The 21,498-nt window shown below is 63.6% G+C and carries 19 protein-coding genes; 13 read left to right on the top strand and 6 right to left on the bottom strand.

What is annotated here, in order from left to right:
• The first annotated feature begins 73 nt into the window (after positions 1-73).
• Complete coding sequence (locus RIdsm_RS25455; protein WP_057812254.1) at positions 74-1,024, top strand: DMT family transporter; 951 nt, start codon at positions 74-76, stop codon at positions 1,022-1,024.
• A 9-nt stretch (positions 1,025-1,033) separates the two neighbouring features.
• Here the strand turns inward: RIdsm_RS25455 and RIdsm_RS25450 are convergent, their stop codons facing one another.
• The 5 genes from RIdsm_RS25450 to RIdsm_RS25430 form a co-directional block, all read right to left on the bottom strand.
• Complete coding sequence (locus RIdsm_RS25450; protein ID WP_338049627.1) at positions 1,034-2,371, bottom strand: NAD(P)/FAD-dependent oxidoreductase; 1,338 nt, start codon at positions 2,369-2,371, stop codon at positions 1,034-1,036.
• The gene (locus tag RIdsm_RS25445; protein ID WP_057812256.1) at positions 2,368-3,183 is read right to left on the bottom strand and encodes an ABC transporter permease; all 816 of its coding nucleotides are present in this window, start codon (positions 3,181-3,183) and stop codon (positions 2,368-2,370) included. The genes RIdsm_RS25450 and RIdsm_RS25445 overlap by 4 nt, the downstream gene beginning before the upstream one ends.
• Before the next feature lie 82 nt (positions 3,184-3,265).
• A complete protein-coding gene (locus RIdsm_RS25440) occupies positions 3,266-4,156 on the bottom strand; it encodes an ABC transporter permease subunit (protein ID WP_057812258.1) in 891 nt (296 codons plus the stop codon).
• Between the two features lie 3 nt (positions 4,157-4,159).
• Positions 4,160-5,284, bottom strand: coding sequence for an ABC transporter ATP-binding protein (locus RIdsm_RS25435; protein ID WP_057812260.1), 1,125 nt, complete (start codon positions 5,282-5,284; stop codon positions 4,160-4,162).
• Between the two features lie 72 nt (positions 5,285-5,356).
• On the bottom strand, positions 5,357-6,442 hold the full coding sequence (locus RIdsm_RS25430) for a polyamine ABC transporter substrate-binding protein (RefSeq protein WP_057813259.1): 1,086 nt from the start codon (positions 6,440-6,442) through the stop codon (positions 5,357-5,359).
• A 136-nt stretch (positions 6,443-6,578) separates the two neighbouring features.
• Here RIdsm_RS25430 and RIdsm_RS25425 point away from each other — a divergent pair, with 136 nt between their 5' ends.
• Both RIdsm_RS25425 and RIdsm_RS25420 read left to right on the top strand, forming a co-directional pair.
• Positions 6,579-7,286, top strand: coding sequence for a GntR family transcriptional regulator (locus RIdsm_RS25425; RefSeq protein ID WP_236553162.1), 708 nt, complete (start codon positions 6,579-6,581; stop codon positions 7,284-7,286).
• A gap of 90 nt (positions 7,287-7,376) precedes the next feature.
• Positions 7,377-8,774 carry an aspartate aminotransferase family protein gene (locus RIdsm_RS25420; RefSeq protein ID WP_057812262.1) on the top strand — a complete coding sequence of 466 codons (1,398 nt, stop codon included), beginning with the start codon at positions 7,377-7,379 and terminating at the stop codon, positions 8,772-8,774.
• Between the two features lie 105 nt (positions 8,775-8,879).
• Here RIdsm_RS25420 and RIdsm_RS25415 read toward each other — a convergent pair whose 3' ends face one another.
• On the bottom strand, positions 8,880-10,064 hold the full coding sequence (locus tag RIdsm_RS25415) for a M24 family metallopeptidase (protein WP_057812264.1): 1,185 nt from the start codon (positions 10,062-10,064) through the stop codon (positions 8,880-8,882).
• 166 nt (positions 10,065-10,230) lie between these two features.
• Here RIdsm_RS25415 and eutB point away from each other — a divergent pair, with 166 nt between their 5' ends.
• From eutB to RIdsm_RS25365, 10 genes are all read left to right on the top strand, one after another.
• The gene (gene eutB, locus RIdsm_RS25410; protein WP_057812266.1) at positions 10,231-11,238 is read left to right on the top strand and encodes a hydroxyectoine utilization dehydratase EutB; all 1,008 of its coding nucleotides are present in this window, start codon (positions 10,231-10,233) and stop codon (positions 11,236-11,238) included.
• On the top strand, positions 11,235-11,813 hold the full coding sequence (locus tag RIdsm_RS25405) for a flavodoxin family protein (protein WP_057812268.1): 579 nt from the start codon (positions 11,235-11,237) through the stop codon (positions 11,811-11,813). The genes eutB and RIdsm_RS25405 overlap by 4 nt, the downstream gene beginning before the upstream one ends.
• The gene (locus tag RIdsm_RS25400) at positions 11,803-12,795 is read left to right on the top strand and encodes a cyclodeaminase (protein ID WP_057812269.1); all 993 of its coding nucleotides are present in this window, start codon (positions 11,803-11,805) and stop codon (positions 12,793-12,795) included. The genes RIdsm_RS25405 and RIdsm_RS25400 overlap by 11 nt, the downstream gene beginning before the upstream one ends.
• Complete coding sequence (locus RIdsm_RS25395; RefSeq protein ID WP_057812271.1) at positions 12,792-13,550, top strand: nitrilase-related carbon-nitrogen hydrolase; 759 nt, start codon at positions 12,792-12,794, stop codon at positions 13,548-13,550. The genes RIdsm_RS25400 and RIdsm_RS25395 overlap by 4 nt, the downstream gene beginning before the upstream one ends.
• A gap of 6 nt (positions 13,551-13,556) precedes the next feature.
• A complete protein-coding gene (locus RIdsm_RS25390) occupies positions 13,557-14,036 on the top strand; it encodes an Lrp/AsnC family transcriptional regulator (RefSeq protein WP_057813263.1) in 480 nt (159 codons plus the stop codon).
• Positions 14,037-14,167: 131 nt separating this feature from the next.
• The gene (locus tag RIdsm_RS25385) at positions 14,168-15,643 is read left to right on the top strand and encodes an NAD-dependent succinate-semialdehyde dehydrogenase (RefSeq protein WP_057812273.1); all 1,476 of its coding nucleotides are present in this window, start codon (positions 14,168-14,170) and stop codon (positions 15,641-15,643) included.
• 78 nt (positions 15,644-15,721) lie between these two features.
• On the top strand, positions 15,722-17,092 hold the full coding sequence (locus RIdsm_RS25380) for an aspartate aminotransferase family protein (protein ID WP_057812275.1): 1,371 nt from the start codon (positions 15,722-15,724) through the stop codon (positions 17,090-17,092).
• A gap of 231 nt (positions 17,093-17,323) precedes the next feature.
• The gene (locus tag RIdsm_RS25375; RefSeq protein WP_057812277.1) at positions 17,324-18,427 is read left to right on the top strand and encodes an ABC transporter ATP-binding protein; all 1,104 of its coding nucleotides are present in this window, start codon (positions 17,324-17,326) and stop codon (positions 18,425-18,427) included.
• Positions 18,428-18,540: 113 nt separating this feature from the next.
• The gene (locus RIdsm_RS25370) at positions 18,541-19,656 is read left to right on the top strand and encodes an extracellular solute-binding protein (protein WP_057812279.1); all 1,116 of its coding nucleotides are present in this window, start codon (positions 18,541-18,543) and stop codon (positions 19,654-19,656) included.
• Between the two features lie 95 nt (positions 19,657-19,751).
• A complete protein-coding gene (locus RIdsm_RS25365; protein WP_177228385.1) occupies positions 19,752-21,494 on the top strand; it encodes an ABC transporter permease in 1,743 nt (580 codons plus the stop codon).
• The last annotated feature ends 4 nt before the right edge of the window (positions 21,495-21,498 follow it).

Genomic DNA, 21,498 nt, shown 5'->3' with positions numbered 1-21,498 from the left:
TGGCGGATTTGCGCGCGGCCCTTGTTGACCTTTGGGCGGGGCCGGGCCAATCAGGGGGCAGGGAGGCGTGCCGATGTCGCCGTTCAAGGGCATTGCCCTGAAGCTTTGTGCCGTATTGCTGTTCATCATCATGTCGTCGCTGATCAAGGCGACGTCTGAGCATGTGCCGCCCGGTGAGGCGGTGTTTTTCCGATCGTTCTTTGCCATCCCGGTGATCCTGGCCTGGCTGGTGATCCGGCGGGACCTGTCGACGGGGCTCAGGGTGAAGTCGCCGATGGGGCATTTCTGGCGTGGGGTGGTGGGAACCACGGCGATGGCGCTGATGTTCGCCGGGCTGGGGCTTTTGCCGCTGCCGGAGGTGACGGCGCTGAGCTACACGGCGCCGCTGCTCGTGGTGGTGTTCGCCGCGATGTTTCTGGACGAGAAGGTCGGGGTGTTCCGGATCGGCGCCGTGGCGCTGGGGCTTGTCGGCGTGCTGATCGTGCTGGCGCCGCGGCTGACGACGCTGTCGGGCCCGACGGTGCAGACGGCGGAGGCCGTTGGCGCGGTGCTTGTGCTGTTGGGGGCGACCTGTGCGGCGCTGGCGCAGATATACATCCGCAAACTGGTGCAGACCGAGCAGACCAGTGCGATCGTGTTTTATTTCTCGATGACCTCGACCATCCTGTCGCTCATGACCATGCTGATCGGGTTTGCCCTGCCGGGCACGCCCTTTGCCTGGGTCATGCCCGAGGGGCGGGAGGCGGTGCTTCTGATACTGGCGGGGTTGTTCGGGGGGCTGGCGCAGATCTTCATCACCTCGGCCTATCGGTTTGCCGATGCGAGCGTGATTGCGCCGTTCGATTATGCCTCGATGCTGTTCGCCATCGTGATCGGCTACGTGATCTTTGACGAGGTGCCGACCGGGCCGATGCTTCTGGGCGCGGCGCTGGTGATCCTTGCCGGGATCACCATCATACTGCGGGAGCGGCATCTGGGCCTGCAGCGCGGGAAGGCGCGGGAGGCGAAGACGCCGCAGGGCTGAGCCGCCGCCTCAGAGGTCGTGCAGGGCGTATTGCAGGTAGGCCGGCCGCATCAGCAGGCGGCGGAAGCGACCGAGCGGGAAACGGCGGGGCGTGTGGCGCATCGGTGCCGGGTAGGGGGTGGCGGGCGTTTTGCCCTGCACGAGGTCGGCAAGGATGGTGCCGGAGTAGCTGCCCATGGAGACGCCGTTGCCGTGGTAGGCGAAGGCTGCAAAGCCGCCCTCCATGCCCGGGATCGGGCCGGCATACGGCAGGAGATCGCGCGAGATGCAGACGAAGCCGGACCAGTAATGGGGCGTTTCGACATGGCGCCAGGCGGGGAACATGGCGTCGAAGTCGGCGCGGATTTTCTTCTTGATCGCGGCTTCGGTGTTTTCCGTATGGCTGAGCCCGCCGCGCATGCCGAAGAGCATGCGGTTGTCGGGCATCAGGCGGAAATAATGCAGGAGGTGGCGGGAGTCGAAGCACATCTGGTAGCTGGTCCAGCCCTGTGCCGTGAGCTCCTCCTGGGTCATGGGGCGGGTGACGATGACGCTGGATTGCGTGGGCAGGTAGCGCGCGGCCATCCATGGCGGCAGGTTGTCGGAACTATAGCCGTTGGTGGCGATGATGAATTTCTTCGCGCGGACGGAGCCGGAGGCGGTGTGGAGGCGGTAGCCGCCTTGGTCCGGCTCGATGGAGGTGACGGCCGAATGGCCGTGGATGGCGGCGCCGGCGTCGCGGGCGGCGTGGGCGAGGCCGCGTGCGTATTTGCGGGGGTTGAGGGCGAAGCCGAGCGGGTTTGTCACCGCGCCGTGGAAGCCACCGTTGAGGCCTGCCTGGGTCAGTTCCTCGGGCGGAATGACGGTGGGTTCGACGCCGTAGAGCTCCTTGATGTGGCCGGCGCGTTTGCGCATGTGTTCGAAGTCTTTCGGCCGGTGGGCGAGCATGGTTTCGCCGTCGGAATGGCGATCGACATCGAGGTCGAGCCGGTCGACGAGGTGGCCCACGGTTTCGACTGCCGCGCGTTCGGCCTTGGCGTACTCGTACATTTCGGACTTGCCGAATTTCTTCGCGATCTCGTCATGGCTGGCCTTGGCGCCGCCGAGGCAGTTGAAGCCGCCATTGCGGCCCGAGGCGCCCCAGAAGGGGTGCTGGGCGTCGAGAACGGTGACGTTTATGCCGGCCTCGGCCAAGTGGAGGGCGGCGGAGAGGCCGGTGAAGCCGGCGCCGACGATGGCGACGTCGGTGGTGGTGTCGCCCTCCAGCGCGGGCCAGTCGCCGGGAGTGACGGTGTCGGCCCACCAGCAATCGCGGATCGGTTCGGGCCCGTATGCGGCGGGTTCCCAGATGTGTTTCAGATTGGTCATGTTCTTGCGGCTGCCTGTTCGTCGGCCTGCTGGCGCAGCGAGGCGCGTTTGGAAATCAGCGAGGCGGTGATGACGCCGACCGCGACGATCGCGATCAGGATGGTGGACAGCGCGTTGATTTCCGGGCTGACCCCAAGCCGGATCGACGACCAGATCTTGATCGGCAGGGTAGTGGAGGAGGGGCCGGCGGTGAAGGAGGCGATCACGAGGTCGTCGAGCGACAGGGTGAAGGCCAGAAGCCAGCCGGAGATGACGGCGGGGGCGATGATCGGCAGGGTGACGAGGCGGAACGCCTCGGCCGCGGTGCAGCCGAGGTCGAGCGCGGCTTCCTCGAGCGAGCGGTCGAAGCTGACGAGGCGGGAAGAGACGACGACCGAGACGTAGCACATCGAGAAGGTGGTATGGGCGAGGATGATGGTGAACACCCCGCGGTCGAGCCCGATGCCGATGAAGAGGAGGAGGAGGGAGAGGCCGGTAATGACCTCGGGCATGACGAGCGGGGCGTAGATCATGCCGGAGAAGAGCGTGCGGCCGGCGAAGCGGCCGGCGCGGACGAGGACGAGGGCCGCCATGGTGCCGAGGACGGTGGCGATGGTGGAGCTGACCACGGCGACCTGTAGCGTGACCCAGGCGGCGTCGAGGAAGGCCTCGTTCTGCAGGAGCTCGCCGTACCAGCGGGTCGAGAAGCCCGCCCAGACGGTGACGAGCTTGGAGGCGTTGAAGCTGTAGACCACGAGGATGACCATCGGCAGGTAGAGGAAGGCAAAGCCGAGGGTCAGGGAGGTGGCGTTGAACCAGGTGAGGCGTCTCATGCGGTGGCCTCCGGGTGGGGGGCGATTTCTTGAAAAGAAATCTGTTCGAAATCTTTTGAAGATTTCGACTGGGTGGCGTGGGTCATTGGTCGGCCTCCCGCTGTTTCTGCTCGTTCCGCTGGAAGAGGATGATCGGGATGATCAGGATCAGCAGCAGGATGACGGCGACGGCGGAGGCGACGGGCCAGTCGCGGTTGTTGAAGAACTCCTCCCACAGGACCTTGCCGATCATCAGCGTGCGTGAGCCGCCGAGCAGCGAGGGGATGACGAATTCGCCGATAGTGGGGATGAAGACGAGGAAGCAGCCGGCGATGATGCCGTTTTTCGAGAGCGGCACGGTGACCAGCCAGAAGGCCGACATGCGGGAACAGCCAAGGTCTTCGGCCGCTTCGAGAAGCGAGCCGTCGAGCCGTTCGAGGGCCGCGTAGATCGGCAGGATCATGAAGGGCAGGTAGGTGTAGACGATGCCGATATAGACGGCGGTGTTGGTGTTGAGGATGGTCAGCGGCTCGGAGATGAGGCCGATGCCGAGGAGGAACTGGTTGAGATAGCCCTCGGTCGAAAGGATGCCCATCCAGGAATAGACGCGGATCAGGAAGCTGGTCCAGAAGGGCAGGATCACCAGCATCATCAGCGTGGGGCGCCAGTGATCAGGCGCGTTGGCCATGCCGTAGGCGATGGGATAGCCGACGCAGAGGGTGAGGAAGGTGGCGATGGCCGCGATCTTGACCGAGGAAAGGTAGGCCTTCCAGTAAAGGTCGTCGGTGGTGAGGAATTCGAAGTTTTCGAGGTCGAGGGCGGCGAAGAAGTCTTTAACGCCCTGCCATCCGGTCGAGAGGTCGAGCGTGGGCGTGTAGGGCGGGATGGCGAGGGCGATGTCCGACAGGCTGATCTTCAGCACGATCAGGAAGGGCACGAGGAACAGCGCCAGAAGCCAGAGATAGGGGACGAGGATGAGGACGGCGCGGCGCATCTCTCAGCGCTCCAGCAAGACGCCGGCGGTGTCGGACCAGCTGAGGTAGACCTCGTCTTCCCATGTGAAGGGGCGGTGGGCGAGGCGGCGGGTGTTGGCGGTTTGCGCCTTGACGATTTTGCCGTTGGGAAGCTTCACGTGATAGGTCGAGATGTTGCCCAGATAGGCGATGTCGTCGATCTTGCCGTGCAGGATGTTGCGGCGATCCGTGGGCTTTTCGGCTGAAATAGAGACTTTTTCGGGCCGGATCGCGATGTGAGCGCTCTGGCCGTTCGCGAGTTGCTTGTCGGTCTTGCAGTAGAGTTTCGGCTGACCCTCGGCGAAGTCGATCTCGTAGCCCTCGTCGGCCTTGGTGGCGGTGCCGTCGATGATGGTGACCTCGCCGATGAAGTCGGCCACGTAGACGGAGTTGGGTTGTTCATAGATCTTGGCGGGGATGTCGGCCTGAACGATGCGTCCGTGATCCATCACCGCGACACGGGATGCGACGGTCATCGCTTCTTCCTGGTCGTGGGTGACGATGACGAAGGTGGTGCCGGTTTTCTCCTGAATGTCCATCAGCTCGAACTGGGTGTCCTGGCGCAGCTTGGCGTCGAGGGCGCCGAGGGGTTCGTCGAGGAGGAGGAGTTTGGGGGCCTTGGCCAGCGAGCGGGCGAGGGCGACGCGCTGGCGCTGGCCGCCGGAGATTTGGTGAGGTTTGCGGCGGGCGAATTGTTCGAGGCGCGTGAGCTTGAGCATTTCGGCGACGCGGATGTCGATCTCGTCCTTGGGCCGGCGGTCGCGTTTGAGGCCGAAGGCGATGTTTTCCCAGACCGAAAGGTGGGGGAAGAGCGCGTAGGACTGGAACATCATGTTCACGGCGCGCTTGTTGGGGGGGATCGGCGCGATATCCTGCCCGCCGAGCAGGATGGTGCCCTCGGTTGGCGTCTCGAAGCCGGCGAGCATGCGCATCATCGTGGTCTTGCCACAGCCCGAGGGGCCGAGAAGGGCGAAGAATTCACGCTCGTAGATATCGAAGGACTGGTTGTCGATGGCGGTGAATTCGCCGAAGCGCTTGCTGACGTTCCTGAACTGGATCAGCGGCTTGGCGTCCGGGTCGTTCCACGGCTCGAAAACGGTCTGCCCCATGCCTGTTCCCCGAATTGCATGTGGAAAGGGGCCCGCGCGAGGATTTTCGCGCGGGCCGCGATAGGCGGGGCCTCAGGTGCCCGACTTGATCTTGGTCCAGAGGCGGGTGACGACCCGCTGCACCTTCGCCGGGTAGGGCGTGGTGGTGTAGAGATTCTCCAGCGTTTCCTCATCCGGGTAGATCGCCGGATCTTCGATCACGTCCTCGACGAGGTGTTCCTGCGAGGCCTTGTTGCCGTTGGCGTAATAGACGTAGTTCGACGCCGCGGCGATGTTCTCGGGATCCATGATGAAGTTGAGGAAGGTGTGGGCGCCCTCGGGGTTGGGGGCGTCGACCGGGATGGCCATCTGGTCGAACCACATCAGCGCGCCTTCCTTGGGTGCGTTGTAGGCGATGGTGACGCCGTTGTCGGCCTCGTCGGCGCGGTCGCGGGCCTGGAGGATGTCGCCGGACCAGCCGAAGGCGACGCAGATGTCACCGTTGGCGAGCGCGTTGATGTATTCGGAACTGTGGAACTTGAGGATATGCGGGCGGACCGCTTCCAGCACCGGTTCGACCTTGGCGATCACGTCGGGGTCGTGGCTGTCGGGGTCTTCGCCGATATAGGCGAGCGCCGCGGGGATGAGCTCGGTCGGGGCGTCGAGGAAGTGGACGCCGCAGGAGGCCAGTTTTTCCATGTTGGCGGGGTCGAAGATAAGATCGAGCGAGCCCATGGGGGCGTCTTCGCCCAGCGCTTCCTTGACCTTGTCGACATTCACGCCGAGGCCGGTGGTGCCCCACATGTAGTTGATCGAGTATTCACCGCCCGGATCATAGGCGTCGGTGCGTTCCTGGATCGTGTCCCACATGTTCTCGAGGTTGGGGAGTTGTTCCTTGTCGAGTTTCTGGAAGGCGCCAGCCATGATCTGACGTTGCAGGAAGGTGCCGGAGGGGACGACCACGTCGTAGCCCGAGCCGCCGGCGAGCATCTTGGTTTCCAGCACTTCGTTCGAGTCGAACACGTCGTAGACGAGGTCGAGGCCGGTTTCCTCTTCGAATTTGGTGAGCAGGTCCTCGTCGATATAGTCGGACCAGTTGTAGACGCGCACCTCTTGAGCCGAGGCGGCGACCGTGCCCATCGCAAGCGCGGCTGCGGTCGTCAGTAACAGCGTTTTCATGTCGTTCTCCCGTTGGATCGGCATCTTCTCATGCCTTGGTTGCGGATTTGATCAAAAATTTCCGCGCATGGCAATATAGTAATGTTTCCACCTTGTCGTTAAACTCGCAAGGACACTCGGGAGGTGACGGAGAGAGATGAACCAACGGATGAACATCGCGGCACAAAAAATGGGCAGGCCGGAGGAAGACCCCGGGCGGCTACCGGCGCATGAGCTGATTTACCGGCAGTTGCGGGCGCTGGTGCTGTTCGGCGACCTTGCGCCGGGGCAGGCGGTGACCATCCAGGGGCTGACCGATCGGATGGGCGCCGGGATGACGCCGGTGCGCGAGGCGATCCGGCGGTTGATCGCGGAGGGTGCGCTGGAGTTCCAGGGCAACAGGCGGGTGTCTGTGCCGCAGTTGACGGCGGATCATGTGAGCGAATTGATCGTTGCGCGTCAATGGCTTGACCCTTACCTGACCAAGTGCGCGACCGAGCGGGCGACTGGGGAAGACCTTGCCCGGCTGACCGAGTTGGATGCCGAGTTGGACCGGGCGATCGAGACCGGCGATCTGCGGATTTACCTGGAGCGGAACTATTCGTTTCACAAGGCGATCTATGATCTGGCCAATCAGCCGATCCTTGCGAACCTGGCAGACGGGCTGTGGCTGCGCTTCGGGCCGTCGCTTCGGGTGGTGTGTGGGCGGATGGGCACGCAGAACCTGCCGGACAAGCACAAGGAGGTGCTCGACGCGATGCGGGCCGGCGATGGCGAGCGCGCGGCGAAGGCGATTTGCGACGACGTGGTTCAGGGAATGGAGCAGGTGCGGCTTTCCTTCGGCAAACCGGGGCCTGCGACCTGATTCGATTGACATCGTATAATTTGATCATATTCTGGGGCTGACCGCGGCAGAGGCCGCTTTCACGTGATTCCTGCCAGAAGAGGTTTTGCCATGACGATGATCACCAATCACATGCCCACGGCTGAACTGCAGGCGCTCGACGCGGCGCACCATCTGCATCCGTTCACCCACGGGCACGACCTGAACAAGAAGGGTGTGCGCGTCATCACCCGGGCCAACGGCGTGACCCTGACCGACAGCGACGGCAACGAGATGCTGGACGCGATGGCGGGGCTGTGGTGCGTGAACCTGGGCTACGGGCGCGACGAGCTGGCCGAGGCGGCGGCGCGCCAGATGAAGGAACTGCCCTATTACAACACGTTCTTCCAGACAACCCACGTGCCGGCGATCGCGCTTTCGGAAAAGATCGCGTCGCTGACGCCCTATGACCTGAATCACACGTTCTTTGCGAGCTCGGGGTCGGAGGCGAACGATACCAATATCCGTCTCGTGCGCACCTATTGGGCCGAGAAGGGCCAGCCGGAGCGGAAGATCATCATCTCGCGCATGAACGCCTATCACGGGTCGAGCATGGGCAGCGCCAGCCTTGGCGGCATGGTGCCGATGCACGAGCAGGGCGACATGCCGATCGAGAACATTCACCATATCGGCCAGCCCCATTGGTATGCCGAGGGCGGCGACATGGACCCCGAAGAGTTCGGGCTGATGCGCGCGCGGGAGCTGGAAGAGAAGATCGAGGAGCTGGGCCCCGAGAAGGTGGCCGCGTTCATCGGCGAACCGATCCAGGGTGCCGGGGGCGTGATCATTCCGCCGAAGAGCTATTGGCCCGAGATCCAGCGGATCTGTGACAAGTACGGCATCCTGCTGATCGCCGACGAGGTGATTTGCGGGTTCGGGCGCACCGGTGACTGGTTCGCCTCGGAGAGCTTTGGCATCAAGCCGCATATCATGACCATCGCCAAGGGCCTGAGCTCTGGCTATGCGCCGATTGGCGGGTCGGTCGTGTGTGACGAGGTGGCGGATGTGCTGAACGGCTGCGAGTTCTCGCATGGCTACACCTATTCGGGGCATCCGGTGTCCTGTGCCGTGGCGCTGGAGAACCTGCGGATTCTCGACGAGGAAGGCATCGTCGAGCGGGCCGGCAAGGAGACGGCGCCCTACCTGAAAGGCAAGTGGGAAGCGCTGGCCGACCACCCGCTGGTGGGCGAGGCGAAGATCCAGGGGCTGATGGGCTCGATCGCGCTGACGCCGCACAAGGAGAGCCGCGCGGCGTTCGCGGCCGACAAGGGGACGGCCGGGCTGATCTGCCGCGAACATTGCTTTGCCAACGGTCTGGTGATGCGCCACGTGGGCGACCGGATGGTGATTTCGCCGCCGCTGGTGATCACCAAGGACGAGGTCGACATGCTGGCCGACCGGGCGTGGAAGGCGCTTGACCTGGCGCATAAGCAGCTTGAGGACGAGGGCCTCATGAAGGCGGCGAGCTGAGGCTTGTTTGGCCGGAACAGGGTCTGAACCGACATGGAAAAGGCAGCCTGGGAGGGCTGCCTTTTTTGGTTTGCGGGGGCCGGGCTGAAGCCCGGCCTACGTGGCTCAGTCCTTGACGAAGAGCTTGCGGGGCATGTCGCAGAGGGTCTCGGCCTCGCCGGTTTCCTTGATGAGGATGGTCTCGGTGGTCTCGAGCCCCCAGGTTTCCAGCCAGAGGGCCGGCATGAAGTGGAAGACCATGCCGGGTTCGAGCACGGTTTCATCCTCGGAGCGGATCGATGCGGTGCGTTCGCCCCAGTCGGGCGGGTAGGAGAGGCCGATGGGATAGCCGCAGCGCCCTTCTCGGTGGATGCCGTGTTTTTGCAGCACGCCGATGAAGGCATTGGCGATGTCGCAGGCGCGGTTGCCGGCGCGGGCGGCGGCGAGGCCGGCTTCGATGCCCTCCAGCTGGGCCTTTTCAGCGTTGAGCACTTCCTTGGGCGGCTTGCCCAGGTAGACCGTGCGGCAGAGCGGAGCGTGGTAACGCCGGTAGCAGCCGGAGAGTTCGAAGAAGGTGGCCTCGTTTTTTCGCATCTCATCGCCGTTCCACGTGAGGTGGGCGGCGGTGGCGTCGAGGCCGGAGGGGGTGAGCGGCACGATAGCCGGGTAGTCGCCCCAGATGTCATCGACGCCGGCGATGCCGGCCTTCATGATTTCGGCCACGAGCTCGTTCTTCTTGAGGCCGGGTTCGGCCTTGTCGATGGCGGTTTGCACGACCTTTTCGGAGATCTTCGCGGCCTTGCGGATGAAGGCGATCTCCTCCTCCGACTTGATCAGGCGCTGCCAGTTCACCAGCGCGGTGGCATCGACGAAGGTGGCGTCGGGCAGCATCTCGGTCAGCACCTCGTGCGCCTTGGCGGAGTAATAGTAGTTCTCCATCTCGACACCGATGCGGACGGAGCCGAGGCCCAGCGCGTAGATGCGGCCGGCCAGATCCTGCATCGGGTGGCGTTCGGTGGATTGGACGAAATGGTCGCCATAGCCGAGGATCTGTTCCTCTGCCATCCAGCAGGTGCGGCGGGCGCCGAAGGAATCCATGCGCCGGCCCCACCAGATGGGATCGCCCTCCATCGGGACCATCACGCCCTGATGCACGTAGAAGGACCAGCCATCATAGGCCGTCAGCCAGTTCTGGTTCGAGGGGTCGGTGACGAAAAGCAGGTCGATGCCCGCGTCCTCCATCGCCATGCGGGTCAGTTCGAGCCGCCGGTCGAATTCGGTCTGGGAGAAGGGAAGGTCTTTCTGGAGCATGCGTTATCCTGAATTAGGGGTCGTTTCCGTGGCACCGTGGGGGGCAAATGCCCGGCCTGCCCCAAGAAACCCGCCCCCCGGTGTCGTTTTTGAACCTCCGGGCGGTGGCGGAGTTGACGTAGGCAGGACCGGGGGCAAGAGTGCCCGGAAGACGAGGGAGTGAACCATGACGCCGACACTGGCCGATATCTATGCCGCCGCGCAAGTCTTGCGGGGGGTGGCGGATGGGACGCCCCTTGTGCCGTCGCCGTTCATGACGGAGGCCGGGGGGCAGGAGTTCCTGCTGAAACTGGAGAACATGCAGCCGATCGGCGCCTTCAAGCTGAGGGGAGCGTTCAATGCCGTTGCCAGCGTGAGCGATGCGCCGGGGGTGACGTGCTGTTCGACGGGCAATCACGGGCGCGGGGTGGCGTTTGCGGCGCGCGAGAAAGGGATGCGGGCGGTGATCTGCATGTCGGAGCTGGTGCCGCAGGCGAAGGTGGATGGCATACGGGCGCTGGGCGCCGAGGTGCGGATCGCGGGGCGGAGCCAGGATGACGCGCTGGCGGAGTCGCTGCGGCTGGTCGAGGAGGAGGGGTTGGTGGAAATTTCGCCCTTCGACGACCCGGCTGTGATTTGCGGTCAGGGGACGATCGGGCTGGAGATTATGGCGAAACGGCCTGATTTAGAGACGATTCTGGTGCCGTTGTCCGGTGGCGGGCTGGCCGCCGGGGTGGCGTTGGCGGCGAAGGCAATCAAGCCGCATATTCGGGTGGTGGGGATCACCATGGACCGGGGGGCGGCGATGTATGAGAGCATCAGGGCCGGGCATCCGGTGGAGGTCGAGGAAGTGGCCTCGCTGGCCGACAGCCTGGGCGGCGGGATCGGGATGGCGAACAAGCTGTCCTTTCCGATGTGCCGTGACCTTCTGGACGATGTGGTGCTGGTGAGCGAGGACGAGATCTATCACGCGATGCAGGTGCTCTATTACGAGGATCGGATCGTGGCGGAGGGGGCTTGCGTGGTCGGTTTGGCGGCGGTTTTGACCGGGAAGGTCAAGCTGAGCGGGCCGACGGCGACGATCGTGACGGGGCGGAACCTTGATATGGATATGTTCACGCGAATCGTGACGGGGCAGGACGTGCAGTTGGGCGATGTGACGGTTGAGGGCAAACCTTATCGGAGGGCGGCATGAGTAAGGTTGTCTGCCTGTTGGGGAGCCCGAGGCCGGGCGGGAACAGTGACCAGCTGGCGTCGCGATTCTGCGAAGCGGCGGAGGCGCAGAGGGCGGAGATCCTGACCCATGCGCTGCGCGGGTTGGAGTATTCGGGGTATGTGGGGGATGGCGCCGCCGGGCTCGACGGACCGGAGGATGACCTGACGCCGGTGCTGGAGGATGTGAAGGGCGCCGATGTACTGGTGCTCGCGACGCCGATCTACTTCTGCAACATGACGGGGCAGATGAAGCTGGCGCTTGACCGGTTTTTCGGCCTGTTCAGACCCGATTACCTGACCAATCCGGAGCCTACGGAGTTCAAGCCCGGCCTCGCGTTGGTGCTTGTGCAGGTGCAGGGCGAGGGGTCGGAATTGTACGGCGATCTGCTGGAGCAGTACGGGCCGGCGCTCAACCGGATGGGGTTCGCGCGGCGGGAGTTGATAAGGTCGTGCAACGTGCGGGCGGCGGGCGACGTGATGAGTGACACCGAGGCGCTGGAGCGTGCTGAAAAGCTGGCCGGTGAGCTGGTGAAGGGAGAGAGTGATGGCGAATGATATCCGGATCATGACCGAGGCGGAGCTGCGCGAGGTGGTGGCGCTGGACCTCGAGACTGTCGACGTGATCGAGTCGGCGTTTGCCGCGCTGGCCGGGGGCGAGGTGGTGATGCCGCCGATCCTGTCGATGGATTTGCCGGCGGCGAACGGCGAGGTGGATGTGAAGACCGCCTATATCCCCGGTTTCGAGGGGTTCGCGATCAAGGTGAGCCCGGGGTTTTTCGACAATCCGAAGCTGGGGCTGCCGTCGCTGAACGGGCTGATGATCCTGTTTTCGGCTCAGACGGGGCTGGTGAAGGCTCTTTTCCTGGACAATGGCTACCTGACGGATATTCGGACCGCTGCCGCGGGCGCCGTGGCGGCAAGGCACCTGGCGCCGGAGGTGGTGACGACCGCCGGGGTGATCGGCACCGGGGTGCAGGCCAGGTTGCAGATGCAGGCGGCGCACCTGGTGCGGCCGTTCGAGCGGGTGATCGTCTGGGGGCGGGATGAGCAGAAGGCGGCGGAGTGTGCGAAGGACCTGAAGAATTCGCTGGGCGTGGAGGCGGAAATCGTCTCTGATCCGGCGCAACTCGTGGCGGAAAGCCAGTTGGTTGTGACGACGACGCCGGCGAAGGAGCCGGTGCTGAAGGCCGAGTGGCTGCACCCCGGGTTGCATGTGACGGCGATGGGGTCGGACCAGGAGGGCAAGAACGAGGTCGAGGCGAAGGCGCTTGTGGCGGCGGATCTGTATGTCGCCGACCGGGGGAGCCAGACCGAGAAACTGGGCGAGCTTCGCAGTGCGATCGCGGCGGGGCTATGGACAGGAGGCGCGCCGGTGGAACTGGGCGATGTGATCACGAAGAAGAGTGCGGGGCGTAAGGCTGCCGAGGATGTTACCATTGCCGACCTGACCGGGACGGGTGCGCAGGATACGGCGATTGCCAGCCATGTGGCTGCGAAGCTGGCGGGTGGTGATGCCGGGACGGTGATAAAGTCATGAAGCTTGGGGTGTATCAGTGCCGCGCGGGGGCGACGCAGGACGAGAAGCTGGCCGGGCTGGAGAAGTACATGGCGGGGCAGCATTGCAATCTGGTCCTGTGCCCGGAGCTGTTCGCGACGGGGTATGACGCCAAGGCGGATTACGGGAAGCTGGCCGAGGCGCCGGACGGGCCGTTTGCCAAGAGGATGGCGGGGTTGGCGATCTTGTACGGCACGGCATTGGCGTGGGGCTATGCCGAACGGGGGGAGGATGGTGTCTACAACTCCGCCGCGCTGATCGGGCCGGAGGGTCAATTGCTGGCCAATCACCGGAAGAGGCTGGCCTCGCCGCAGAGTTTCGAGGTTGAGGCGTTCGGGCTGGGCGAGGCTGTGAGTTTTGCCGAGGTGGGCGGTGTGAAGGTCGCGATGATCATCTGTTACGAGGTGGAATTCCCCGAGAGCCTGCGACAGGCGGCGCTGGGCGGGGCGCAGTTGGTGCTGGTGCCGACGGCGCTGGGTGCCGATTGGGGGTTCGTGGCCGAGAAGGTGGTGCCGACGCGTGCGTTCGAGAACGGGATTTACATCGGGTATGCAGATCATGCGGGCGAATTGCATGGGCTGGGCTTCTATGGTGGCGGGCGGATCGTGGCGCCGGATGGTGCGGTGACAGGCGTGCCGGTGGGTGAGGAAGGTTTCGTGACGCTCGACATCGATCTTGACCGGGTCGCGGCGGCGCAGGCGCGGCTGCCTTACCTTGTCGATAGCCGGAAACTTTAGGGCATGGTGCGTCTGGACGACCGCGATCTCGACATCCTGAAGGTTCTGTCGGTGCGGGGAAGGATCACCAAGGCGGAGCTGGCCGAGGAGGTGGGTTTGTCGGCGAGCCCGTGCTGGGAGCGGCTGCGCAAGCTTGAGAAGGCGGGGGTGATCGAGGGGTATCGGGCCGAGATCAGCCTGAAGAAGCTCGGACCATATGTGCGGGTGTTCGTGGCGGCGGAGCTGGCCGATCATACGGCTGCGGCGTTCCGGGTGTTCGAGGATGCGGTGCAGGGCTACGAGGAGATCGTGGGCTGCTGGGCGCTGGGCGGCGGGTTCGATTACCTGCTGGAGATCGTGACGCGGGATATCGACAGTTACCAGCGCCTGATCGATGCGATGCTGGATGCGCGGGTCGGGCTGGCGAAGTATTTTACCTACGTGGTGACGAAGCGGGTGAAGGGGGGCATGGCGCCGCCCCTGGATATATTGTTGGGGGATGGGTAAGTGCCGGGCTGAAGCCCGGCCTACGGGGTTTGGGGCCGCAGAAGAATCTTCTGCGAGCCCGGCACAGTTCAGTCTCACTTGCTTGGAAGGTCGTCTCATACTCCGCCTCAACAAGGAGATGGAGTATGGCTATGCTGGATACGGCAATCACGGCGACGGCGGATATCGGCGACAAGGCCCTTGTTCGCAGTTTTTCCTATATCGGTGGCAAATGGCGCGCGGCAGAGTCGGGCGAGACGCTGGCGGTGCATGACCCGGCGACGGGTGATTTCCTGGGTGACGTGGCGATGCTGTCGGCGGAGGAAAGCGCCGAGGCGGTGGGCGTGGCGCAGACCGCGTTCGACAGTTGGTCGATGACGTTGCCGCAGGAGCGGTCGGCCATCCTGCGCCGGTGGTTCGACCTGATGATCAAGCACAAGGAAGACCTTGCGCGGATCATGGTGCTGGAACAGGGCAAGCCGCTGTCGGAAGCGCGGGGCGAGATCGATTATGCCGCAAGTTTCGTGGAGTATTACGCCGAGGAGGCCAAGCGGCCGAATATCGAGGGGGTCACGAGCCACTTGCCCGACGCGGAGGTCGAGCTGTGGCTGGAGCCGGTGGGCGTTGTGGCGCTGATCACGCCGTGGAACTTCCCGTCGGCGATGCTGACGCGGAAGGCGGCGGCGGCGATTGCGGCCGGGTGTTCCGTGGTGGCGCATCCGAGCCACGAGACGCCGTTCTCGGCGCTGGCGCTGGCGGAACTGGCCGAGCGCGCGGGCGTGCCGGCGGGGGTGTTCAACGTGGTGACGGGCCGGGCCTCGACCGTGGTGCCGCCGTGGACGTCGGATTCGCGGGTGAGGGCGCTGTCCTTCACCGGGTCGACCGCCGTGGGGCAGCTCCTATACCGGGACTCGGCGCAGACAGTGAAGAAGCTGGTGATGGAACTTGGCGGGCATGCGCCGGTGATCGTGTTCAAGAATGCCGATCTGGATCGGGCTGTGACCGAGGCGATCAAGGCGAAATTCGCGACCTCGGGGCAGGATTGCCTTGGTGCGAACCGGATTTTCGTGGAGCGGCCGGTGTACGAGGAGTTCTGCAAGCGGTTCGCGGAGGCGACGCAGGCCCTGTCGATTGGCAAGGGCATGGAGGACCCCGATATCGGCCCGCTGATGAACGAAGGCGCGGTGGCAAAGCAGGAAGAGCACGTGGCCGACGCGCTGTCGAAAGGCGCCAAGCTTCTGTGTGGCGGCAAGCGGCATGAGTTGGGGCCGCTCTTTTATGAGCCGACGGTGCTGGCCGATGTGCCGGATGAGGCTCTGATCATGCGGGACGAGACGTTTGGCCCGGTGGCGCCGATTGCGCCGTTCGACACCGAGGAAGAGGTCGTCGCCAAGGCGAATGCCACGGAATACGGGCTGGTGGCTTATGTGCACAGCCATGATCCGCGGCGGATCTACCGGATGACCCGGGCGCTGCAATTCGGGATGGTGGCGGTGAACCGCACCAAGGTGACCGGTGCGCCCATTCCGTTCGGGGGAGTCAAGCAATCTGGCCTTGGCCGCGAGGGCGCGCGCCGGGGGATGGAAGAGTTCATGGAGATCAAGTACGTCTGCCGCGACTGGGCGTGACATTGGCGGCCGTGGGATCTTGAGTATTTTTGGAACAATGAAAGCAGGGGTGAAACGCCCCCAAGGAAAGGAAAGAACATGCTGAGGAACGATCAACTGGACCAATGGGACCGCGAGAATTTCTTTCACCCTTCGACGCACCTGGCGCAGTTCGCGCGGGGCGAGGCGCCGAACCGGATCGTGAAGGGCGGCAGCGGCAGCCATATCGAGGATCGTGACGGCAACAAGCTTCTGGATGCGTTTGCCGGGCTCTACTGTGTGAACGTGGGCTATGGCCGGACGGAGATTTCCGACGCGATTGCCGAGCAGGCGCGCGAGCTGGCCTATTACCATGCCTATGTGGGGCACGGGACCGAGGCGAGCATCACGCTTTCCAAGATGATCCTCGACCGGGCGCCGGACCACATGAGCAAGGTCTATTTCGGGCTGGGCGGCTCGGACGCGAACGAGACCAACGTCAAGCTGATCTGGTACTACAACAACATCCTCGGCCGGCCGGAGAAGAAGAAGATCATCAGTCGCTGGCGCGGGTATCACGGGTCGGGGCTGATCACCGGGTCGCTGACCGGGCTGGAGCTGTTCCACAAGAAGTTCGACTTGCCGATGGCGCAGATCAAGCACACGGAAGCGCCCTATTACTATCGCCGGGACAACCTCGACCAGAGCGAAGAGCAGTTCGTGCAGCATTGCGTGGACAAGCTGGAAGAGATGATCGAGCGCGAGGGCGCCGACACGATTGCCGCTTTTATCGGCGAGCCGGTGCTGGGCACCGGGGGCATCGTGCCGCCGCCGGCCGGGTATTGGGAGGCGATCCAGAAGGTTCTGGACAAGCACGACATCCTGTTCGTGGCCGACGAGGTTGTGACGGGCTTTGGCCGGCTTGGCAGCATGATGGGCTCGGAGCATTACGGGCTTAAGCCGGACCTGATCACCATCGCCAAGGGCTTGACCAGCGCCTATGCGCCGCTGTCGGGTTCCATTGTCAGCGACAAGATGTGGAAGGTTCTGGAGCAGGGCACCGACGAGTTCGGCGCGATCGGCCACGGCTGGACCTACTCGGCGCACCCGATCGGGGCGGCGGCCGGGGTGGCGAACCTCAAGCTGCTGGACGATCTGAACCTGATTTCGAACAATCGCGAGGTTGGCGGGTATCTGAAGAAGACCATGACCGAGGCGCTGGGCGATCACCCGAACGTGGGCGAGGTGCGCGGCGAGGGCATGCTGTGCGCGGTCGAGTTCGTGAAGGACAAGGACAGCCGCACGTTCTTTGACGCCGCCGACAAGATCGGGCCGCAGGTGGCCAGTGCGCTGTCCGAGAGCGGTGTGATCGGGCGGGCGATGCCGCAGGGCGATATCCTTGGCTTTGCGCCGCCGTTCTGCCTGACGAAGGAGGAAGCCGACGAGGTGGTGACGAAAACCGTTGCCGCAGCGCAGAAAGTTCTGGGCTGATTCCGCGGGTGCGACGCGATGCAACCGCAATAAGATGATGTGAAAATGATGCTTTAACCGGGGAAAAGGCAGGAAAAACGACTTTATTTTGATCAAATACTGATCGTTTTTCCTGCCGCCGGTTGAAGCGATAAAAAAGTTCGCTAGCCTCCTTGCACAGTAGCGAGTTTGTGGTTTTAGTTTGATCGACCGCGGGTGAACACGCGGCGTAACACTGATGGGGAGCCACTTTTGACTGAATCGCAGAACAGCGATGCGTTCGTTGCGTTTGAACGCGTTCAAAAGAGTTATGACGGGGAAACGCTTGTCGTCAAAGACTTGAACCTGTCGATGCCGAAAGGCGAATTCCTGACCATGCTGGGCCCGTCGGGGTCGGGCAAGACGACCTGCCTGATGATGCTGGCCGGGTTCGAGACGGCGACGCACGGGAAGATCCTGCTGGACGGCGTGTCGATCAACAACATCCCGCCGCACAAGCGCGGGATCGGCATGGTGTTCCAGAATTACGCGCTTTTCCCGCACATGACCGTGGCCGAGAACCTGAGCTTTCCGCTGGAAGTGCGGAAGCAGGGCAAGTCGGAGCGCGAGGAAAAGGTGCGCCGCGCGCTCGACATGGTGCAGATGGGCGATTTCGGCAACCGCCGCCCGGCCCAGCTTTCGGGTGGCCAGCAGCAGCGGGTCGCGCTGGCGCGGGCGCTTGTCTTCGAGCCGGAGCTGGTTCTGATGGACGAGCCGCTGGGCGCGCTCGACAAGCAGCTGCGGGAACACATGCAGTTCGAGATCACCAACCTGGCGCATGAGCTTGGGATCACCACGGTTTACGTGACGCACGACCAGACCGAGGCGCTGACCATGTCGGACCGCGTGGCGGTGTTCGACGATGGGCGGATTCAGCAGATCGCTGCGCCGGACGTGCTGTATGAAAGCCCCGAGAACAGTTTCGTGGCGCAGTTCATTGGCGAGAACAACACGCTGGAAGGCACGATCAAGGAGATCAAGGGCGATCTGGCCGTGGTCGAGCTGGACGATGGCGAGCTGATCGATGCCAAGCCGGTGAACGTGAGCAAGCCCGGCGAGCGGACGACGATTTCGATCCGGCCCGAGCGGGTCGAGGTCGACGTGAAGAAGCTGGGCGACAAGGCCCACACGCTGAAGGCGGAGGTGGCGGAGTTCATCTACATGGGCGACGTGTTCCGCACCCGGCTCAAGGTGGCGGGCAAGGATGATTTCATCATCAAGACCCGGAATTCCGCCGATCAGCAGCGCCTGAAACCGGGCGAGCAGGTCGAGATCGGCTGGCTGCCCGAAGATTGCCGCGCCCTGGATGCGGTCTAGACTTTAGAGAGTTTCGCGGCCCGGACGGGCGCGAATGACGTGAGGCTTCGTGATCTTCACCCGTAGAGCGAAGCCCGTAGAGCAAGAAACGGGATGAGAAATGGGAGAATGAAATGAAACTGACGACGACTCTCCTGGCTTCCACGGCTGTTGCCGTGTCTGCCGCAGGTGCGGTGTCGGCCCAGGATATGGCCGGCTCGATGACGCTGGTTTCCTGGGGTGGTGCATACCAGACCAGCCAGGAACGCGCCTATGCCGAGCCTTACAAGGAAATGAACCCCGACCTCGAGATCGTCTGGGACGAAAGCTCGGCCGAAGCCGTGGCCAAACTGCGCGCCATGGACGAAGCCGGCAACGTGACCTGGGACGTGGTCGACGTGGTTGCGGCCGACGCGCTGCGCCTGTGCGACGAAGGCCTGGCGATGGAAATCGACCCCGAGGAAGTTCTGGCGGAAGCGCCCGATGGCACCTCGGCTGAAGACGACTTCGGCGACCTGCTGGTCGGCGACTGCTTCATCCCGCAGATCGTCTACTCGACGACCTTCGGCTATCGCACCGACATGGTGCCGGAAGGTGCCGAGGCGCCGAACGACATCTGCGACGTGTTCGACCTGGAAACCTATCCGGGCAAGCGCGCGCTTGAGAAGCGTCCGATCAACAACATGGAGTGGGCCCTTCTGTGCGACGGTGTCGCCAAGGAAGACGTCTATGACGTTCTGGCAACCCCGGAAGGTCAGCAGCAGGCGCTCGACAAGCTGGAAACCATCAAGGACGACGTGATCTGGTGGTCGGCCGGCGCTGACACGCCGCAGCTTCTGGCGGATGGCGAGATCTTCATGGGCTCGACCTATAACGGCCGCCTGTTCAGCGTGATCGAAGAGCAGGACCAGCCCGTCGCCATGATGTGGGACGCGCAGGTGTTCGACCTTGACGGCTGGATCATCCCGGCGAACCTGCCGGAAGATCGTCTGGCCCGTGCGCTCGACTTCATCTACTTCGCCACCGACACGCAGCGTCTGGCGGACCAGGCCAAGTACATCTCGTACGGCCCGGCACGTGAGTCGTCGGCTCCGTTGGTTGGCAAGCACGCAGATCTCGGCATCGAGATGGCGCCGCACATGCCGACCGACCCGGAGAACTCGAAGAACACGTTCCTCTACAACTACGAGTTCTGGGCTGACTATCGCGACGACATCGACGCGAAATTCCAAGCCTGGCTGGCCGGCTGATAGGCCCGTCTAGCTGAACCAAACGGGGAGGGCCCGGTGCGCCCGGGCCCTCCCTGCAAAGAAAGAGACAACCCAACAGGGTGACGGGGACCAGCATGAGCGACGGCACTTCCGATCCGAATACGGTCGATGCACCGAAGGCGGACGACCCGCGCGACCAGGCCAAGGCCATGGACAATGTCGACAAGGACGGGCGCATGCTCTCCGCCGACGGCACGCCGCTGAAACGCAGTCTCGCCAAGGCGCTCAGGGTTCAGAAGATGCGGGCGCTGATGCTGATCGCGCCGCTTCTGATCTTTGTGCTTGTCACCTTTATCGCACCGATCGTCGACATGCTGTTCCGGTCGGTCGAGAACCAGATCGTTTCGAATACCCTTCCGCGCACCGTTCAGCTTCTGGCCGACTGGGACGCGAACGAGGCCGAATCGCCCGACGAGCCGGTCTACGAAGCGCTTTACTATGACATGTTCATCGCCGCCGAAGCCAAGGAGCACACGCGCCTCGGGACGCGGCTGAACTATGAGCAGACGGGGCTTTCCTCGCTTTTCCGCGGCAGTGGCCGGAGTGTCGACGACGTGGGCGAAGACCAGATCGACGCGCTCGAGGATCTCAACGAGGCCTGGGAAGAAGAGGCGTTCTGGTACGAGCTGATGACCGGCGGCGAGGGGGCCGAGACGATCACCGAACCGCTGGAAATTCAGCGCGCGATGTTGCAGCAGCTGACCAGTGACGATTTTTCCGGGGACGTGGGATACGTGCCGGGGTCCGGTATTGCACAGATCCTGCCCCGGACGGTCAACCAATATGCTGCCTTCGCGCTTTTCACCGTGATCGCCGACGAGGATGTCGTCGCCGAGGAGGAGCCGTGGGAAGCCGTCAAGATCGCGATGATCCAGGAGCTTCAGGCGGGCGCTGACCTGTCGGGTTATGACGGCCCCGGCGCCGAGGAGCTGCGCGCGGCACAGGAGATGCTGGCCGATCAGCCGGAAATCGTGTTCAAGGATGCCTTCCTGGAAATGGACGAGGACTGGGGCAACAACGCCACGTGGCGGACGATCCAGACCTACAGCCCGGAATTCACGAGCGGGTATTTCCTCAACGCGATCGACATGCAGAAGGGTGTCGATGGGGCCGAGGCGCGGCCGGAGAACCAGCAGATCTACATCATGCTGTTCCAGCGTACACTGTTCATGTCGCTGGTGATCTGCGGGTCGTGCATTCTTCTGGGATATCCGGTGGCCTACCTGCTGTCGAACCTGCCGATGCGCACGGCGAACATGCTGATGATCCTTGTGCTGCTGCCGTTCTGGACCTCGCTTCTGGTGCGGACGAGCGCGTGGAAGGTCATGCTGCAACAGCAGGGGGTGATCAACGACGTGCTTGTCTGGCTGGGGCTGGTGGATGATTTCGGCCGGCTAGTGATGATCAATAACCAGTTCGGCACGATCGTCGCGATGACGCACATCCTTCTGCCGTTCATGATCTTGCCGATGTATTCGGTGATGTCGACGATACCGCCGTCTTACGTGAGGGCGGCCCGGTCGCTTGGCGCGACGCAGTGGACGGCGTTCTGGCGGGTCTATTTCCCGCAGTCTGTGCCGGGGATCGGCGCGGGGTCGATCCTCGTCTTCATCCTTGCCATCGGGTACTACATCACGCCCGAGATCGTGGGTGGTACGACGGGGACGTTCATTTCGAACCGGATCGCCTATCACATCTCGTCGTCGCTCAACTGGGGCCTTGCGGCCGCGCTGGGGACGATCCTGCTGGCGGCGGTGCTGATCCTTTACTGGGCCTATGACAAGATCGTGGGCATCGACAACGTGAAGCTGGGGTAGGCGG

The sequence above is a fragment of the Roseovarius indicus genome, assembly GCF_008728195.1.
Taxonomy (GTDB): domain Bacteria; phylum Pseudomonadota; class Alphaproteobacteria; order Rhodobacterales; family Rhodobacteraceae; genus Roseovarius; species Roseovarius indicus.
The sequence above is the reverse complement of the archived record's forward strand: the minus strand, read 5'-3'. Positions and strand labels throughout refer to the sequence as shown.

Excerpts from the sequence above, each read along its gene's own strand:
- RIdsm_RS25455 (WP_057812254.1), top strand. The coding sequence starts at position 74 with ATGTCGCCGTTCAAGGGCATTGCCCTGAAGCTTTGTGCCGTATTGCTG.
- RIdsm_RS25450 (WP_338049627.1), bottom strand. The coding sequence starts at position 2,371 with ATGACCAATCTGAAACACATCTGGGAACCCGCCGCATACGGGCCCGAA.
- RIdsm_RS25445 (WP_057812256.1), bottom strand. The coding sequence starts at position 3,183 with ATGAGACGCCTCACCTGGTTCAACGCCACCTCCCTGACCCTCGGCTTT.
- RIdsm_RS25440 (WP_057812258.1), bottom strand. The coding sequence starts at position 4,156 with ATGCGCCGCGCCGTCCTCATCCTCGTCCCCTATCTCTGGCTTCTGGCG.
- RIdsm_RS25435 (WP_057812260.1), bottom strand. The coding sequence starts at position 5,284 with ATGGGGCAGACCGTTTTCGAGCCGTGGAACGACCCGGACGCCAAGCCG.
- RIdsm_RS25430 (WP_057813259.1), bottom strand. The coding sequence starts at position 6,442 with ATGAAAACGCTGTTACTGACGACCGCAGCCGCGCTTGCGATGGGCACG.
- RIdsm_RS25425 (WP_236553162.1), top strand. The coding sequence starts at position 6,579 with ATGAACCAACGGATGAACATCGCGGCACAAAAAATGGGCAGGCCGGAG.
- RIdsm_RS25420 (WP_057812262.1), top strand. The coding sequence starts at position 7,377 with ATGACGATGATCACCAATCACATGCCCACGGCTGAACTGCAGGCGCTC.
- RIdsm_RS25415 (WP_057812264.1), bottom strand. The coding sequence starts at position 10,064 with ATGCTCCAGAAAGACCTTCCCTTCTCCCAGACCGAATTCGACCGGCGG.
- eutB (WP_057812266.1), top strand. The coding sequence starts at position 10,231 with ATGACGCCGACACTGGCCGATATCTATGCCGCCGCGCAAGTCTTGCGG.
- RIdsm_RS25405 (WP_057812268.1), top strand. The coding sequence starts at position 11,235 with ATGAGTAAGGTTGTCTGCCTGTTGGGGAGCCCGAGGCCGGGCGGGAAC.
- RIdsm_RS25400 (WP_057812269.1), top strand. The coding sequence starts at position 11,803 with ATGGCGAATGATATCCGGATCATGACCGAGGCGGAGCTGCGCGAGGTG.
- RIdsm_RS25395 (WP_057812271.1), top strand. The coding sequence starts at position 12,792 with ATGAAGCTTGGGGTGTATCAGTGCCGCGCGGGGGCGACGCAGGACGAG.
- RIdsm_RS25385 (WP_057812273.1), top strand. The coding sequence starts at position 14,168 with ATGCTGGATACGGCAATCACGGCGACGGCGGATATCGGCGACAAGGCC.
- RIdsm_RS25380 (WP_057812275.1), top strand. The coding sequence starts at position 15,722 with ATGCTGAGGAACGATCAACTGGACCAATGGGACCGCGAGAATTTCTTT.
- RIdsm_RS25370 (WP_057812279.1), top strand. The coding sequence starts at position 18,541 with ATGAAACTGACGACGACTCTCCTGGCTTCCACGGCTGTTGCCGTGTCT.
- RIdsm_RS25365 (WP_177228385.1), top strand. The coding sequence starts at position 19,752 with ATGAGCGACGGCACTTCCGATCCGAATACGGTCGATGCACCGAAGGCG.